This window comes from Listeria immobilis, assembly GCF_014322765.1.
Taxonomy (GTDB): Bacteria; Bacillota; Bacilli; order Lactobacillales; family Listeriaceae; genus Listeria; species Listeria immobilis.
On record NZ_JAASTZ010000003.1, the window covers coordinates 1 to 16,491 of the forward strand.

14 protein-coding genes are annotated in these 16,491 nt (G+C 38.1%); all 14 read right to left on the reverse strand.

From position 1 onward, the window contains the following. Positions 1-881, reverse strand: an 881-nt coding sequence (locus HCJ50_RS02405) for an Lmo1799 family Asp-Ala repeat surface protein (protein WP_390895371.1), incomplete at its 3' end; no start/stop codon positions are given. Between the two features lie 500 nt (positions 882-1,381). After that, complete coding sequence (gene lipA / locus HCJ50_RS02410) at positions 1,382-2,278, reverse strand: tyrosine/lipid phosphatase LipA (protein ID WP_185398466.1); 897 nt, start codon at positions 2,276-2,278, stop codon at positions 1,382-1,384. A 153-nt stretch (positions 2,279-2,431) separates the two neighbouring features. After that, positions 2,432-3,784 carry a signal recognition particle protein gene (ffh, locus tag HCJ50_RS02415; RefSeq protein ID WP_185345055.1) on the reverse strand — a complete coding sequence of 451 codons (1,353 nt, stop codon included), beginning with the start codon at positions 3,782-3,784 and terminating at the stop codon, positions 2,432-2,434. A 12-nt stretch (positions 3,785-3,796) separates the two neighbouring features. Then, positions 3,797-4,129 carry a putative DNA-binding protein gene (locus HCJ50_RS02420; protein ID WP_003720117.1) on the reverse strand — a complete coding sequence of 111 codons (333 nt, stop codon included), beginning with the start codon at positions 4,127-4,129 and terminating at the stop codon, positions 3,797-3,799. A gap of 110 nt (positions 4,130-4,239) precedes the next feature. Continuing rightward, positions 4,240-5,226 (reverse strand): signal recognition particle-docking protein FtsY, encoded by a 987-nt coding sequence (ftsY, locus tag HCJ50_RS02425; protein WP_185345057.1) that lies wholly within the window; start codon positions 5,224-5,226, stop codon positions 4,240-4,242. Positions 5,227-5,240: 14 nt separating this feature from the next. After that, a complete protein-coding gene (smc, locus tag HCJ50_RS02430) occupies positions 5,241-8,801 on the reverse strand; it encodes a chromosome segregation protein SMC (protein WP_185345059.1) in 3,561 nt (1,186 codons plus the stop codon). A gap of 24 nt (positions 8,802-8,825) precedes the next feature. After that, on the reverse strand, positions 8,826-9,515 hold the full coding sequence (gene rnc / locus HCJ50_RS02435; protein ID WP_185345061.1) for a ribonuclease III: 690 nt from the start codon (positions 9,513-9,515) through the stop codon (positions 8,826-8,828). A 192-nt stretch (positions 9,516-9,707) separates the two neighbouring features. Next, positions 9,708-9,941: an acyl carrier protein gene (locus HCJ50_RS02440; RefSeq protein WP_012985953.1), complete on the reverse strand. Its 234-nt coding sequence runs from the start codon at positions 9,939-9,941 to the stop codon at positions 9,708-9,710. A 106-nt stretch (positions 9,942-10,047) separates the two neighbouring features. Beyond that, positions 10,048-10,791, reverse strand: a complete 744-nt coding sequence (gene fabG, locus HCJ50_RS02445; protein ID WP_185345062.1) for a 3-oxoacyl-[acyl-carrier-protein] reductase — start codon at positions 10,789-10,791, stop codon at positions 10,048-10,050. Positions 10,792-10,794: 3 nt separating this feature from the next. Then, positions 10,795-11,736, reverse strand: coding sequence for an ACP S-malonyltransferase (fabD, locus tag HCJ50_RS02450; protein ID WP_185345064.1), 942 nt, complete (start codon positions 11,734-11,736; stop codon positions 10,795-10,797). Beyond that, the gene (plsX, locus tag HCJ50_RS02455) at positions 11,729-12,742 is read right to left on the reverse strand and encodes a phosphate acyltransferase PlsX (RefSeq protein WP_185345066.1); all 1,014 of its coding nucleotides are present in this window, start codon (positions 12,740-12,742) and stop codon (positions 11,729-11,731) included. Before plsX ends, fabD begins: the two co-directional genes overlap by 8 nt. 19 nt (positions 12,743-12,761) lie before the next feature. Beyond that, positions 12,762-13,331 carry a transcription factor FapR gene (gene fapR / locus HCJ50_RS02460; RefSeq protein ID WP_185345068.1) on the reverse strand — a complete coding sequence of 190 codons (570 nt, stop codon included), beginning with the start codon at positions 13,329-13,331 and terminating at the stop codon, positions 12,762-12,764. A gap of 179 nt (positions 13,332-13,510) precedes the next feature. Beyond that, positions 13,511-15,559, reverse strand: coding sequence for an ATP-dependent DNA helicase RecG (gene recG / locus HCJ50_RS02465; protein ID WP_185345070.1), 2,049 nt, complete (start codon positions 15,557-15,559; stop codon positions 13,511-13,513). Next, positions 15,552-16,442 (reverse strand): L-serine ammonia-lyase, iron-sulfur-dependent, subunit alpha, encoded by an 891-nt coding sequence (gene sdaAA / locus HCJ50_RS02470; RefSeq protein WP_185345450.1) that lies wholly within the window; start codon positions 16,440-16,442, stop codon positions 15,552-15,554. The genes recG and sdaAA overlap by 8 nt, the downstream gene beginning before the upstream one ends. Positions 16,443-16,491: the final 49 nt, after the last annotated feature.

The window sequence follows — 16,491 nt, forward strand, 5'->3', positions numbered from 1 at the left end:
GCATCGGCGTCAGCATCGGCATCCGCATCAGCGTCAGCATCCGCATCGGCATCGGCATCCGCATCAGCATCAGCGTCCGCATCAGCGTCAGCATCCGCATCAGCGTCTGCATCGGCATCAGCGTCTGCATCGGCATCAGCGTCCGCATCCGCATCAGCGTCCGCATCCGCATCAGCGTCGGCATCCGCATCCGCATCAGCGTCCCCAACTTCCGTCACAATGGATCCCTTTGCCGCATTACTATTCAATAAATCCACATCTAAAAGTCCATCACCAGTTCTTGCAGCAAAATCCAGTTTTCCATCATCTGCACTTGGAAGAACCGTAACGCCAAGCGCCAGTAAATCAATGGTTAAAGTGAATGTTGAAATGCTACTAATACCTACACCAAGCAAATGATTTACTTTCGCTCCAACTGCATTTCTACTAGAATCGATAAAGAAATTACTATTACTACCATTTACAGTTCCTTGATTGAATAATCCGATATTCCCGATTCCTAAGTAAGCAATTTTATAATCAATTTTTGTATTTGCTCTTATATTTGGATTACTTAGAATAGAAGACAATTCGCTAGGCAACTCAAAATAAGGATAATAAGTAGATACTGCGCTAGCACTAACTAATTGGTTCCCAGAAAGTGTTATGACTAATTTCCCATTGGCATATTGGGTATTCAAACTAGAGTTACCAAGCAAATCAATGGTTGCTGCATCTGCTTGAATACCACTAAGTGCAAATTGATGATTAAAAGAATCATAATTTACAGTGACCGGAGCTACCATCATCGTAGTAGTCGTAATAAGTGCAGCAATTAGTTTTGCTTTTTGCGCTCGCTTCTGGTCTAATCTCTTTTTGTAATCTACACGCTGTTTTTTCATCATTTTTCCCCCTTAAAAATCAATCTTCCATGATTTTGAAAAATAACTGAAAACAGAATAAAGGTATTAAATTGTGTTTTGTGACTAAGCTAACTGTTCACTATCCCGTAGCCCTTTATCCAATATCAGATTCAATCAACGACTTAGTAAGAGTTCCCCCCTTCATTTATTGATAGTTCGAACCTGTCATTCGTTGTAATAACCAGTTTGTTAACTTTACTATATAGTATATTCTTAAAAATCAAAGTAAAAAGTACTAGGTGAAAAAAATACTTTAATTCAATCCCATTAGTCAAAAAGTTATACAAATATGCGCATTTATAGCTTATACATAAACTTTAGAACTGTTTATAACTAGGTATTAAAACCTATACAACACCACTTTACACGAATTGTCTTTCAATTGTATACAAATGTTTCCGGAATAGTTCTTCTTTTATGATTATATTTGAACGCAAAAAAGAGCAACCTACTTCCAGGCTACTCTTTTTACTCTATTTTTAATATAGATACATTTTTTTCAGCTGTTCTTGTTTTGCTTTGGTTAATTCTAACTTATCTTTTAAAAAGTTGTCCATAGATCCATATTTAGAATCAATTTCATCAAAAGCGGCTTTTATATAGGATTCACGTACCTCCATTACAGCTGTCATCCCATCAATAACTTTTTGATTGTCCGTTTTTGCTGCAACTGCTGTGATTGCTTTTTTATTTTCAGCAGCACGGTATTTATTTGACAACATATAATCATCAATAACCGTTTCTTTGTCTACTCCAAGTGCAGATAAAACAAGGGCAGTTCCAAAACCAGCACGATCTTTTCCTGCTGTACAGTGCCAAAGAACAGAACCATCTTGATTGCTTAACAAGACGTTGAAAAAATCTTTATAAGCTTGAATAGAAGTATCGTCTTTTACAAAACTTTTATTTGCTTCAATCAAAAACGTTTCTGGATTGTCCATTGTAGCTAGACTTGCGGTTAAATCTTGTGTACTTGTGGAAGTTCCATTATCCTTCATTACCGAATCATGTGTGTAGTCAACGTTTGTCATTGTTGGATCAGGTTTTGCCTCTACTTCCGAATTGGTTCTAAAATCAACAATATGTGAAAGATCATATGTATTCACGAGTTTCTTTTTATCCGAATCACTTAATGTGGCAAGTTCCGCACTACGAATCAGTTTATGTGGTTTGATTATTAAGCCATCCGTTGTTTTATAGCCACCCAGATCCCGAACATTAACTGCTCCTTCTAGTTTTATTTGACTCCCAGGTTGAAGTATTTTTGCTGTTTTGGCATTAGCCCCTACTTTTTCTTCTGACTGATTTCCGCATCCCCCAAGTAATAATGTTGCGGTTAAGATACCTGCGCCTGTTACTTTTATCCAATTTTTCATTTTATCTCCTCCTTTTGGTTAACTCAAGTTTCATTATAGCAACAAGCTTTATCGATTAAGTGAAGGAAATGTAAAGAAATGACGTTGAATTGTTATCTGATTGGTTAAGCACGACAAAAAAATCCACCACCCGAATTGGATGATGGACTGTTTTTAAAACGGCATTTTGAAATTACCGAATGGATTTTTACCCTTTTTACCTTTGCCGCCGCCAGTCATTTGTTTCATCATTTTTTTCATTTCTGTAAATTGTTTTAAGAGGCGGTTGATTTCTTGAATTGGACGACCACTTCCTCGAGCAATCCGTTTTCTTCTGCTAGCGTTAATAATATCAGGATTGTCTTTCTCATTCTTTGTCATTGATTTAATAATGGCTTCAATGTGACCAAGTTGTTTATCATCTACTTGCATGTTGTCGAGACCTTTCATTTTTCCAGCGCCCGGCATCATTTTAAGCAGTTCGTCTAGTGGTCCCATTTGTTTCACTTGTTGTAATTGATCTAAAAAGTCATCCAGCGTCATGCTGTTGTCTTTCATTTTTTGCTCCATGGCTTTCATTTTCTCTGTATCTACATCGGTTTGCGCTTTTTCAATAAGAGAAAGTACATCTCCCATGCCGAGAATTCTAGATGCCATACGATCTGGATGGAAGGTTTCGAGGGCTTCCATTTTTTCACCTGTTGCGATAAATTTAATTGGTTTGCCAGTTACAGAACGGATGGAAAGTGCTGCCCCACCACGAGTATCACCGTCTAGCTTAGTTAATACAACACCTGTAATTTCTAATTGTTCGTTAAAACTTTCAGCCACATTAACGGCATCTTGCCCTGTCATCGAGTCAACTACAAGTAAAATTTCGGTTGGATTAGCCATCTCTTTCACTTGTTTTAACTCGTCCATGAGTGTTTCATCAATATGCAAACGTCCCGCAGTATCAATGATAACATAGTCTAAATGCTCTTCTTTGGCTTTTTCAATTGCTTGTTTGGCAATTTCTACTGGGCTAACTTGATCTCCTAAAGAGAAAACGGGCATGTCCAGTTGTTTCCCCAGTGTTTCTAATTGTTTAATTGCTGCCGGACGGTATATATCTGCCGCAACAAGTAGTGGTTTACGATTATATTTTTTACGTAATAAATTGGCTAGTTTACCGGAAGTGGTTGTTTTACCAGCCCCTTGTAAACCGACCATCATAATAACTGTTGGCGGGCGATCGGCTGTACCAATTTTGCTTTCCTCTCCGCCCATAAGGTTGGTTAGTTCTTCTTGAACGATTTTAATTACTTGTTGACCTGGTGTTAAACTCTTCATTACATCAGCGCCAACAGCTCTTTCGCTGACGGTTTTGATAAATTGTTTAACAACTTTAAAATTAACGTCTGCTTCAAGTAAAGCAAGGCGTACTTCACGCATCATTTCTTTTACATCGGCTTCGTTTACTTTCCCTTTGCCGCGAATTTTGTTCATTGTTTCTTGGAGTCTTCCAGCTAGTCCTTCAAATGCCATGATTCAGGCCTCCTAATCGATATTTTTAAGCTGTTCGAGCGTTTTAGTTATATGCTCATCCAGATAGTTCTTCGCTTTTAATTGTGCTTCTAACTCACCGAAGAGTTTTTCTCGTTGTTGATATTTTTTTAGCATCCCTAGTTTTTCTTCGTATTTTTCTAGGCTTTCTTCGGTTCTTTTAATATTATCATAAATGGCTTGTCTACTCACTTCAAATTCTTCGGCGATTTCACCAAGCGAGTAATCATCCAAGTAATAAAAAGAAACATAGGCTTTTTGTTTTGTTGTTAGTAATTCTTGATAAAAATCAAATAGCAAATTCATTCGGTTTGTCTTCTCAAACAAGGCATTTCACCTCTCTCCTTTTAAAGGATACGGGGAAATCACGGGAATGTCAAGACGTTAGAAAAAAGAGAAAAAAAGCCGGAATGACAACTATCATTCGGCTTTTCTGATTATTTTTCATTATCAACCATATCAGCAAATAAGCCATAAACATATTCATTTGCATCAAAGGCTTGCAAATCATCCATTTGTTCTCCGAGTCCAACAAACTTCACTGGAATATGAAGTTCATTACGGATAGCAATAACGATACCGCCTTTTGCTGTTCCGTCAAGTTTTGTTAAAATGATACCAGTAACATCGGTTGTTTCTTTAAATTGTTTTGCTTGGACAAAAGCATTTTGACCAGTTGTAGCGTCAAGTACAAGTAATACTTCATGTGGCGCATTTGGAATTTCACGAGTAATTACGCGTTTAACTTTTTCTAGTTCATTCATTAGGTTGACCTTGTTTTGCAGGCGACCAGCTGTGTCACATAGTAAGATATCGGCTTTTCTTGCTTTGGCTGCTTGAACGGCATCAAACATAACGGCTGCCGGGTCGCTTCCTTCTGCTTGTTTGATGACATCTACGCCCGTGCGCTCGCCCCAAACTTCAAGTTGTTCAATGGCTCCAGCACGGAATGTATCTCCAGCAGCAAGCATCACTTTTTTACCTTCTTGTTTAAACTTATGTGCCATTTTTCCAATCGAGGTTGTTTTCCCAACACCGTTTACACCGACGAATAAAATGACAGTCAAACCATCTTTTTCGATATGAAGCGTTTCTTTTTCCTCTTCTTCCCCTTGGTAGATGTCGACTAATTTTTCGACAATAACCTCTTGAACATCTTTTGGATCACTAATATTTCTTAGTTGTACTTCCCGGCGCAAAGTTTCTACAAGTTCCATTACAGTTTCAAAGCCTACATCTGCACCGATTAAAATTTCTTCTAATTCTTCAAAGAAATCTTCGTCTACTTTACGATAACGAGCAACCATTTCATTGATTTTCCCTGAAAAATTACCACGTGTTTTCGATAAGCCGTCTTTAAATTTTCCAGAAACAGAATCAGTTTGCTGGGTTATTTTATCTTTTAATTTTTTAAAAAAGGTCATTTTTTCTACTCCTTTTATTTAATTAACTCTGCTGTTTCTTCTAAACGAACAGAAACTAACTTGGATACACCGGATTCTTGCATGGTAACGCCATAAAGGACATCTGCTTCTTCCATGGTGCCTTTGCGATGTGTAATTACAATAAACTGGGTATCCGCTTCAAATTGTTTTAAATAACGACTAAACCGAGTAACATTAGCTTCGTCTAGTGCTGCTTCTACTTCATCCAGAATACAAAATGGTACTGGACGAACACGAATAATCGCAAATAATAACGCAATCGCAGTAAGGGCTCGCTCTCCACCAGAACGGAGCGATAGGTTTTGCAATTTTTTGCCCGGGGGTTGAACAACAATATCAATCCCGGTTGTTAACAGATTTTCTGGATCAAGTAAAACTAATTCTGCGCTTCCTCCACCAAACAGTTCAGGGAAAACAATCGCAAATTCGGTTTTTATCGCATCAAAGCTCTCGCTAAAACGGATTTTCATTTCTTCATCCATTTCATCCATTACTTTAAATAATGTTTCTTTGGCAGCAAGTAAGTCTTCTTGTTGACCAGTTAGAAAATCAAAGCGTTCTTGAATACGTTCAAATTCTTCAATTGCCCCAATGTTTACAACACCAAGTTCATCTATGGAACGTTTTAATAAACGAACTTTGGAACGGGCTTTTTCTGTGTCAACATCTGGTAAGATTTTCTCTTCAGCTTGTTCAGGGGTAAGTAGATATGCTTCTTGTAATCGTTCAATCCGGTTAGTAATATCTACTTCTAAACGTCCAATACTAATTTCAGCATTATTTTTTTGTTCTACATAAAAGCTTATTTGATTATTTTTTTGTGTTAGTGCGGCTTCCAGTAATTCGATTTTTTCTTGAAGCTCTAGGCGAGTTTGTCTTGCTGTTAGTAATTTTTCATTTGTCTCTGCTTTTTCTTTACGTAATTCTTCAATAGATTTACCAACTGTTTCTTCGCTTGTATGCACACTAGAAAGATTGGTTTTTAAGGATGTTAGCTTTTGTTCTGCGGCTTCTTTTTGCTCGTAGTTTTCATGTAGTGTTGTTGTGACACGTTCTACGGCTTCAATAGCTGATTGTAATTGTTCCCGTTTAGCAGCAATTTGTGCTTTTAAGGAAGATAAACTTTCTAAATCAGCAGAACGTTTGCTTTCCAGTGCTTTACTGGAAGAAGTCATTGTTTGGATTTCTTCATCTGTTGTTTTAATCTGTTTAGCGATTTCACCTTGTTCGTTGATTAAGGCTTCTTTTCTTGAAAGTAATTTCTGTAGTTCATCACTACCGTCTTCTTTTTCAATATCGTATAACTGTAATTGTTTATTAAATCTTTCTAGGTTCTCGGTTTCACGGTCAAGTTTGCCAAGCAGTTCTTTTTCTTGCAACCGTAAATTTTCACCGATAACTCTTGTTTCTTCCAATTCTTCTCGTTTTTTTGTCATGCTATCTTTTGCTACTTGAACAGCTTTTTCCATTTCTCTTGTGGCTTCATTTAATTCGGAAATTTTTTCAGCTAGCTGGCCTAGTTCATGTTTTCTTGTTAGGATAGACGATTTTCCGCCTTTGGTAGCCCCACCTGTCATCGAACCACCAGCGTTGACAACATCTCCATCAAGGGTAACAATTCGATACCTAAAGTTTACTAAGCGGGCAAGTGTGTTTGCACCTTTTAGATCTTTTGCTAAAATCGTTGTTCCAAGTGCATTTAAAATCACTGGAGTTACTTTCTCATCAAACGAAATCACTTCGCTTGCAAGAGCAATAAATGCTGGCTGATTTACTAATGCATTTTTAGTCGCAGCTGGAAGTTCTCTTGGTTGAATCGTTGATAGTGGTAAAAAAGTTGCCCGACCACTTTTATTTTTCTTTAAAAAGCTAATTGCTTCTCTAGCAACTCGATCATCTTCAACGACAACATTCTGTGCACTTGCTCCAAGCGCTGTTTCCATCGCTTGCTGATACTTTGCTGGAATTTCAACGAGTTCAACAAGGGCGCCAAGAATTCCTGGAATTTCTTTTTTCGCCTTTAATACTTCACGAACGCCTTGAAAAAATCCCGCATAATCATCAGCTAGTTCTTCCAATGTTTCTTTTCGTGACTTCATTTGTTGTACTGTTTCGTAGTGCTTATAAAGTCCGCGTTCTTGCGTCTGGAAAACGGCTTCTTGTTTGGCCAAGGTTTGCTGAACTTCTCGGTAAATTTCCATTTGTTCTGTTAGTTCAGCTTGCATTTTCGCCAAGTGTTTTTTAGATGATTCAATTTGGGCAAGCATATCTTTTCTTTCATCCACATGCTGGCTATTTTCGAGATCTAATTTATCAATTCGGCTTGTAATTTGTGCGATTTGACGCTCAATATAGCCTAAATCATTGTTAATAGTCGTTTGTGCATGGCGCAACTCAATATAATCACTTTTCCGATTTTCAATTGCTTCTTCGGATAAATCATCATATTTAGCAAGCGTTTCTTCCAATTCTGTTTTTGCTTTAACGGCAATTTCTAATGCGGTTTCTTTTTCTCGTTTTGTGTTGCTAAGTAGTTCTTTTTGTTCTTCAAGTGCGGTAATTTTTTCTGTGATGGCTGCTAAAGTTTCTTCGTAGACTTGTTCATTTTCAGTGCTATGCTTTTTACGTTCTAGATGTAAATTGCGTTCACCCTCAAGTTGCTCGAGTTTTTCTGTTTCTGCTAATAATTGTTCTTGCAAAGCCTCTAGAGTAATATCTGTTTCACTTAGCGCTTGCTTCTCTTGTGCAATAATTGCCTCTTCACTATGCAACTCTTCCCGCAATTTGATTAAAATTGTTTGGTTTTCACCGAATTCATTTCGGACTCCTGCTAATTTTTCTGTTAGCGAATGGATTTCTGTTGCTAGCAATGTCACTTCGTATTTTTCTAATTCTTCTTGTTGAAATAAGTAATCTTTTGCAATAGAAGCTTGCATTTCTAGTGGCTCTAGTTGTCCTTCTAATTCATATAAAATATCCTGCACCCGGTTTAAATTTTCTTCGGTTTCAAATAATTTATTTTCCGCTTGTTTTTTACGGTGTTTGTATTTTAATACGCCAGCAGCTTCTTCAAAAATCGAGCGGCGTTCTTCTGGTTTACTATTTAGAATTTCATCAATTTTCCCTTGTGAAATTATTGAGAAAGATTCCCTTCCAAGTCCGGAATCCATAAATAAATCGACAATATCTTTTAGTCGACAATTTTCTTTATTTATTAAAAACTCGCTATCGCCATTACGATAAATTCTTCGTGTAACAGCAACTTCACTATAATCAAGTGGTAAAAAATGGTCTTCGTTTTCAAGTATTAATGATACTTCTGCAAAATTAATCGGCTTACGAGTATCACTTCCAGCAAATATAACGTCGCCCATTCGACCACCACGTAAAGACTTAGCAGACTGTTCACCAAGTACCCAACGAATCGCTTCGGTAATATTACTTTTACCACTGCCATTTGGTCCTACAACTGCAGTCATGCCGGGCACGAAATCTATCGCAACTTTGTCAGCAAAGGATTTAAAGCCATTCATTTCTAATCGTTTTAATAACATGTCCGGACACCTCCATTTAGTTTATTATCTGTGTGTCAGTTGATTTATCGCAAATTGTGCTGCATTTTGTTCTGCTTGTTTTTTGGTTCTGCCACTGCCTTTACCAAGCACTTGTCCATTAACAATTACTTGCGCATCAAAGGCTTTACTATGTGCTGGACCTGTTTCTCCGAGGATGTCATATTCAATTAAAACATCTCGGTCACGTTGAACAATTTCTTGTAATTGTGTTTTATAATCCACCGTTTCCAAATATGCCCCTGAATCAATTTTCGGAAAAATAATTCGCTCTAGAAATTTCACTACTTTATCGATACCATTATCTAAATAAAGTGCGCCAATAAAAGACTCAAATACATCTGCTAAAAGTGCTGGTCGGGTTCTACCACCTGCTTTTTCTTCTCCTTTACCAAGACGAATATATTTGGCAAAATGAACGATTTCTGCAAACTCAACTAATGAAGGCTCACAAACGATGGCTGCACGCATTTTCGTCATATGCCCCTCCGCCATGTCTGGATATTTATTAAATAGATAGTTCGATACAGTTAGTTCTAAGACAGCATCTCCTAGAAACTCTAAACGTTCATTATCTTTTACATTTTCCCGGCGATGCTCATTTACATACGAGGAATGTGTGAATGCTTGTTTTAATAACTCCAAATTTTGAAAATCAAAGCCAACACTTTCTTGTAATTCTTCCCATTTATTCATTTCACTTGCTCCTTTCTTAATAAGCAAGTTCATTTTCTAAACAGCTACTTACAAACAGCTGCTTAGAAAATGAACCAACGAATGGCACAACCTTGAAAAAGAGGCTGCCTGTATTCCTTATCCCACTTGCGGAAGTTACCACAGCGAAGATAAGTAACACGGGCACCCTCATTTATCCGGTCACATAAAGTTTTATGCGTTTTCCTCTATGTACTTCACTGCATCACCAACTGAGTTAATGTTCGCAGCGTCGTCATCAGAGATTTCAACTCCGAACTCGTCTTCAAGTTCCATTACTAATTCAACTACATCTAGAGAGTCTGCACCTAGATCGTCTTTGAAGGAAGCTTCTAAAGTTACTTTGGATTCCTCGACGCCTAAACGGTCTACGATGATTTTTGTAACTTTTTCTAATACTTCTGCCATTTTTCACTTCACCTCCCTCCAAGTATTATATAGGATTATTTCTCCTACGTAAACAAAAATATTTAAAGTCATGCGAGCATAGTTTCTTCGCATGGTTTATCCCATTTTACATTACCATTCCGCCATCAACAGATAGTGTTTGTCCGGTAATATACTTGGAGGCATCACTTGCTAAGAAAATAACCGCATTAGCAATGTCTTCTGTTGTTCCGTACTGACCAAGTGGAATTTGTGCTAGCATAGTTTCTTTCGTTTGTTCATCTAATTTATCGGTCATTTCAGTGGTAATAAAGCCAGGTGCAATCGCATTGACATTAATGCCACGTGGAGCTAATTCCCGAGCAGTTGTTTTTGTTAAGCCAATTACGCCTGCTTTACTTGCTACATAATTTGCTTGCCCCGCGTTACCAATTAAACCTACTACTGATGCCATATTAATAATTTTACCTGCACGTTGTTTCATCATGGTTCGTGTTACTGCTTTAGTACATAGGAATGTTCCTTTTAGGTTGATATTAATCACATCATCCCATTCATCTTCTTTCATGCGCATTAATAAATTATCACGAGTAACCCCCGCATTATTCACTAAAATGTCTACACGACCGAAGCGCTCAATAGCTTGTTTAAAAAATGCGTCTACATCTTCTGCAATTGCTACATTTGCTTTCATCGCTTCTACTTCGACACCATGCTCAGCAACTAATTTAGCAGTTTCTTCTGCAGCTTCTGGGCTACCGTTATAATTGAAGAAAATATTAGCTCCTTCTTTGGCAAGGTTGATAGCGATATCGCGACCGATTCCACGCGAACCACCTGTTACTACAGCTACTTTTCCTTGTAATGTCATCAATCATTCTCCTTTCAAAGTTGCGGCAACACTTTTCACTGATTCCACATCACCTGCGGACAGCACTGTTACATCACGATTAATTTTTTTGATTAAACCTGCTAATACTTTTCCAGAACCAATCTCTACAAAAGTATCTACACCATTTTTAATTAATTCTTCCACAATGTCTTCCCATAATACTGGAGAATAGATTTGTTTAATTAGTTTTTCGCTAATTTCAGCTTTATTGATTGTTTGTTTGGCGTCCACATTGTTCACAACTGGTATCTTTCCATCAGCAATGGCTACTTCAGTTAAAACTTCACGGAAATTTTCTGCAGCTGGTTCCATTAAGCTTGAATGGAAAGGACCACTAACGGCAAGTGGTAACACGCGTTTCGCACCATTTTCTTTTGCTTTTTCGCCAGCTTTTTCAACGCCTTCTGTTGTTCCCGAAATAACAATTTGTCCTGGACAGTTTAGATTTGCTAATTGAACCGCATCACCTGCCGCAGTTATTTCATCCGTGATTACTTTTAATGTTTCACGGTCAACACCAAGAACGGCTGCCATTGCTCCTTTGCCATTTGGTACTGCTGCTTCCATTAATTCTCCGCGTTTACGAACGAGGTAAATAGCATCACTTGCCTCTAAAAATCCACCAGCAACTAGCGCACTATACTCCCCAAGGCTATGTCCAGCAACAAAATCAGCTTTCACACCATATGTTTCAAGCGCACGTAGAATCGCTACACTTGTGGAAACCAAGGCTGGTTGTGCATTTTCAGATTTCGTTAATAATTCGATTGGTCCTTCTGCGATAACATTGGTAATTGAAAAGCCAAGTCTTGCATCTGCATCATCATAAACTTTTTTTGCTTCGGGATACGCTGCTGCTACATCTTGCCCCATACCAATTTTTTGTGCTCCTTGACCGGGAAATACGAATGCGATTTTAGTCATTTGCTTCTTGTCCTCCTAAATTTCCTTTATCTACTTCTGCTTTAATTGTTTCAACGACTTGTTTTTCTACCATTTCTCTTACTTGCCGAATGGTTGTAAAAATACCATTTGCATTAGATGAACCGTGTGCTTTTACTACAGGTGCCTGCACTCCAAACAGACAAGCGCCACCATACTCGCTGTAGTCCATTTTTGCTTTTAGTTCCATTAAATCTTTTTTTAGAAAACTTGCTGCTACTTTATTTTTAAAGCCATTTAGCAAGCTCATTTTTAACATGCTTAGGAAAGCCGCGCCTGTTCCTTCAATGGATTTAAGTACCATATTACCAGTGAAGCCATCTGTTACGACTACATCTGCTACGTCCATTAATAAGTCACGTGCTTCGATATTGCCAATAAATTCATATGCTTGTTGATTTTTCATAAGCTCAAATGATTTTTTTGTTAAGTCGTTTCCTTTTGTTTCTTCTGTTCCGATATTCAAAAGTGCCACACGTGGGCGATCAATTTTACGAACTTTTTCTGCATAAACAGAACCCATTAAGCCAAATTGCAGTAAATGTTCTGGTTTTGCTTCTGCATTGGCGCCTAAATCTAACATTACAAATCCTTTTCCAGTAACTGTAGGTAAAGTTGGCGCAAGTGCTGGGCGATCAATTCCTTTAATTCGTCCAATAACGAATAATCCGGTTGACATTAGCGCACCTGTATTACCAGCAGAGATACATGCATCTGCTTCTCCGTCTTTAACGGCTTGTGCTGCTAAAACCATGGATGCTTTTTTCTTCCGTTTTACAGCGCGAACTGGTTCATCATCACTTTCAATTTTTTCATCGGTATGTATAATTTTTATACGTGTTTTATCTGTTAAATATTCATTTATTTTAATTTCGTCTCCAAAAAGAAGAATTTCGATATCTTTATATTGGGCAATAGCTTTCATAACGCCTAAAACAATTTCTTTTGGTGCATGATCTCCACCCATCGCATCTACAGCAATTTTCATAATACGTCAGTCCTTTTTTTCATTTTTGCGTTGCATGATACATTTCAAATTTACCTTTTAGAACAATCTCATCTCCAACATAACTGGTTACATCCACTATAGTAATCGGTCTGTTATCTGTTGCGAGACGTACTTTTGCTTTTGCAATGATGCGTTCACCTTCATTTACAGAGCGAACAAAACGAACGGTGGCTTGTGTTGTTAAAGCAAGATCATTTGGGATGACTGCAGTTGCCAAGGAATTAGCTTGGGCAAATAAGTGATGGCCCCGAGCAATCTTATTTCGTTTAAAAACATGCTCACTTCGCACATCAAAAATAGAAATAGCACTCTTGCTAAGTTGAATATCAATAATTTCACCAATCACTTCATCGATAGGAAGACTTTTAACAGCATCGGCATAATTGACACTTGCAACATGTTTAATTCGTTCCCTAAGTTCTGGAATCGAAAGCGCAACTCGGTCTAGTCGAATGGTTTGCACACTGACTCCAAACTTTTCGGCAAGTTGCTCATCGGTAATAAACGGATTCTCCTCAATTGCAACTTGAAGTTTTAGTTGTCTATCCTTTTTAGAATATTTTTTCATGCATGTTCCTCATCTCTTTTTTGTGAAAGGTATTAATACCAGCTACTAAACACTGGTTAAAAAAAGGAAGCTACCTCTGCCGGATAACCTTCAGAACTTCCGTGTTATTTTATTGGTACTTTAATATGTTATTAAAAATCAAGCGAAGTTGCAAGCTTTTTAAAAGATATTACTTCCGTTTAATCTAATTTTTGCTCTGTAAAGACGCCTTCTTCTTCCAGTAGGGTCACTAATTTTTCGTAATGGTTATTTTCCAGCATATTTTCTTCAAAAATCATATGAACTGCGTCTTGGCGAGCAATTTCGAGTACACGATAATCGTGAACCATATCCGCTACTTTAAACTCGGGAACACCACTTTGTTTTCTACCGAAGAAATCTCCTGGGCCGCGAAGTTCTAAATCACGTTCACTGACAACAAAACCATCATTCGTTTCTGACATAATCATCATTCGTTCTTTACCAACTTCTGTTTTTGGATCTGCGATGAGGATACAGTATGATTGATCTGCGCCTCGACCTACTCTACCGCGAAGTTGATGTAACTGCGCTAGCCCAAAACGATCCGCATCATAGATAACCATCATTGTCGCATTGGGCACATTGACACCCACTTCCACAACGGTAGTTGAAACTAAACAGTCGATTTTTTTATCATTGAAATCACGCATAATTTGTTCTTTGTCTGCCGGAAGTAATTTCCCGTGCATTAAACCTGGTCGATATTTCGTTCCCCACTTATTTTGGAGAATATTAAAAACATCAATCGCATTTTGCACATCAAGCTTTTCAGATTCTTCAATTAGTGGACAGATGATATAGACTTGATGACCTTTATCAATTTCTTTTTCCATAAAACCGATAACGCGCTCTAACATTTGATGTTTGACCCAATAGGTTTCGATTTCTTTTCGCCCTGCTGGAAGCTCATCAATAATTGATACATCCATTTCTCCAAAAGCTGTAATTGCAAGTGTTCTCGGTATTGGAGTTGCAGTCATAAATAGCACATCTGGATATTCCCCTTTTTCCCGCAGAATACGACGCTGCGCTACACCAAATCGATGCTGTTCATCAGTAATAACTAATCCTAGTCGATGATAAATAACTTCATCTTGAATTAGGGCATGGGTGCCAATTAAAACATCTACTGAACCATTTTCAAGCATTGCAAGTAACTCTTTACGTCGTTTTCCTTTGACACTACTTGTAAGTAAGCCTACTGTTACATCAAATGGTTGTAAGAGTTCTACTAAAGAATTGGCATGCTGTTCTGCTAAAATTTCAGTTGGCACCATTAAGGCACTTTGAAAACCACTTTTTGCTGCAGCATACATGGCAATTGATGCAACAACGGTTTTACCCGAACCAACATCTCCTTGAAGCAAACGGTTCATATGAAAATGGGATAACATGTCTCCGCAGATTTCATTGACAACTCGTTTTTGTGCTTGGGTCAGGGCAAAAGGCAGTGAATCAATGTAATGACGCAAATCTTCTACATCATAGTTAATCGAAATTCCACCTGATTTTTCACGTTCTATTTTCCGGAAAAATTGCATCTTTAATTGAAATAGCAAGAATTCCTCGTAAACCATTCGGCGCCGAGCTTGTTTTAGTTCGTCATTATTTTTTGGAAAGTGTAATACACGAACTGCTTCTAGTCGGTCCATTAATTGATACTTTTCTAGCAGATTGGCTGGGATAACTTCTTCAACCGAGCTGCTATAAGTATCAAATGCCGCACGGGTGTATTTTTGCATTGTTTTGTTTCGCAGTGTCCCTTTTAGCCTATATATTCCTTCTAACTCTTCTTCTTTTTCAGCGACACCCATTTTCACTTTGCTTGCGGTGATTTGCGCCCTGCTTTTATCCCATTTGCCTGAAATTGTGACTGTTTCGCCAACGTTAATTTTATTTTTTAAATAGGGCTGATTAAAAAAATCAATTTTAATAACTTGCCCTTCAGTAGACACACGAAAAGAAAGTTTGGATTTTTTTCGACCGTAGAATGCGACTGTAGCTTCTGTTAGCACTTCTCCTTGAATAGTAATCCGTTCTTCGTGGGCTACAAGTGATAAATCCCGCAACCGGTAGTCCTCATAGCGATAAGGAAAATTCCATAACAAATCATGAACTGTTGATAAACCTAATTCTTTTAATGTTTTAGCTGTTTCTTCGCCAATACCTTTGATTTCAGTTGTTGGAATTCTTTTAAGTTCACTCACTCGTATCTTCTGGCGACAAACCAAATATTTTCCGCTGAATCGCACGTCCAGTCGGTGTAGCCGCCAATCCTCCTTCTGCTGTTTCTCTTAATGATTTTGGCATTTGTAGGCCTACACGGTGCATTGCTTCAATGACTTCATCACAGGGAATGCGACTTTTTATTCCTGCTAATGCCATATCTGCAGAAATTATCGCTTGCGAAGATCCAAGTGCATTTCGTTTCACGCAGGGTACTTCGACAAGTCCTGCTACCGGATCACATACGAGTCCAAGCATATTTTTCATGGTCATTGCCATAGCATGAGCTGATTCTTCTGGAGTGCCTCCTGCAGCTGCTACAATTGCGGCAGATGCCATTGCACTTGCTGAGCCTATTTCTGCCTGACAACCACCTGCTGCCCCACTAATAAAAGCATTATTCGCAACAACATAGCCGAAAGCGCCAGCCGTAAATAAAAAATTAACCATATCTTGTCGTGTCATTTGTAGTCTATCTTTTAAAGAAAATAGCACACCGGGTACGACTCCAGCGCTTCCTGCAGTAGGTGTCGCACAAATTACTCCCATTGAAGCATTTACTTCATTGGTTGCAATAGCTTTAGCAACAGAATCTAGTAAAACTTCCCCAGATAAGAAGTTACCTTTTTTGATATAATCCTGCATTAAAACTGCATCTCCACCAGTTAGGCCAGTAGTTGAAGTTACACCCGCTTCTCCTTCATTGATTGCCTCTTCCATAATATCTAAATTTCGTTCCATTGCAGCAATAATTTCCTCCTGCGGCAAACCCGAAATATTCATTTCACGTTTAATCATTATTTCAGCAATAGTTAGATTCTCGCGTTCAGCAATATCTACTAGTTCTGCAACTGTTCTAAACATAGTCTCTACACACTCACTTTCTTTACCCATTACCAACATACCTGATTTA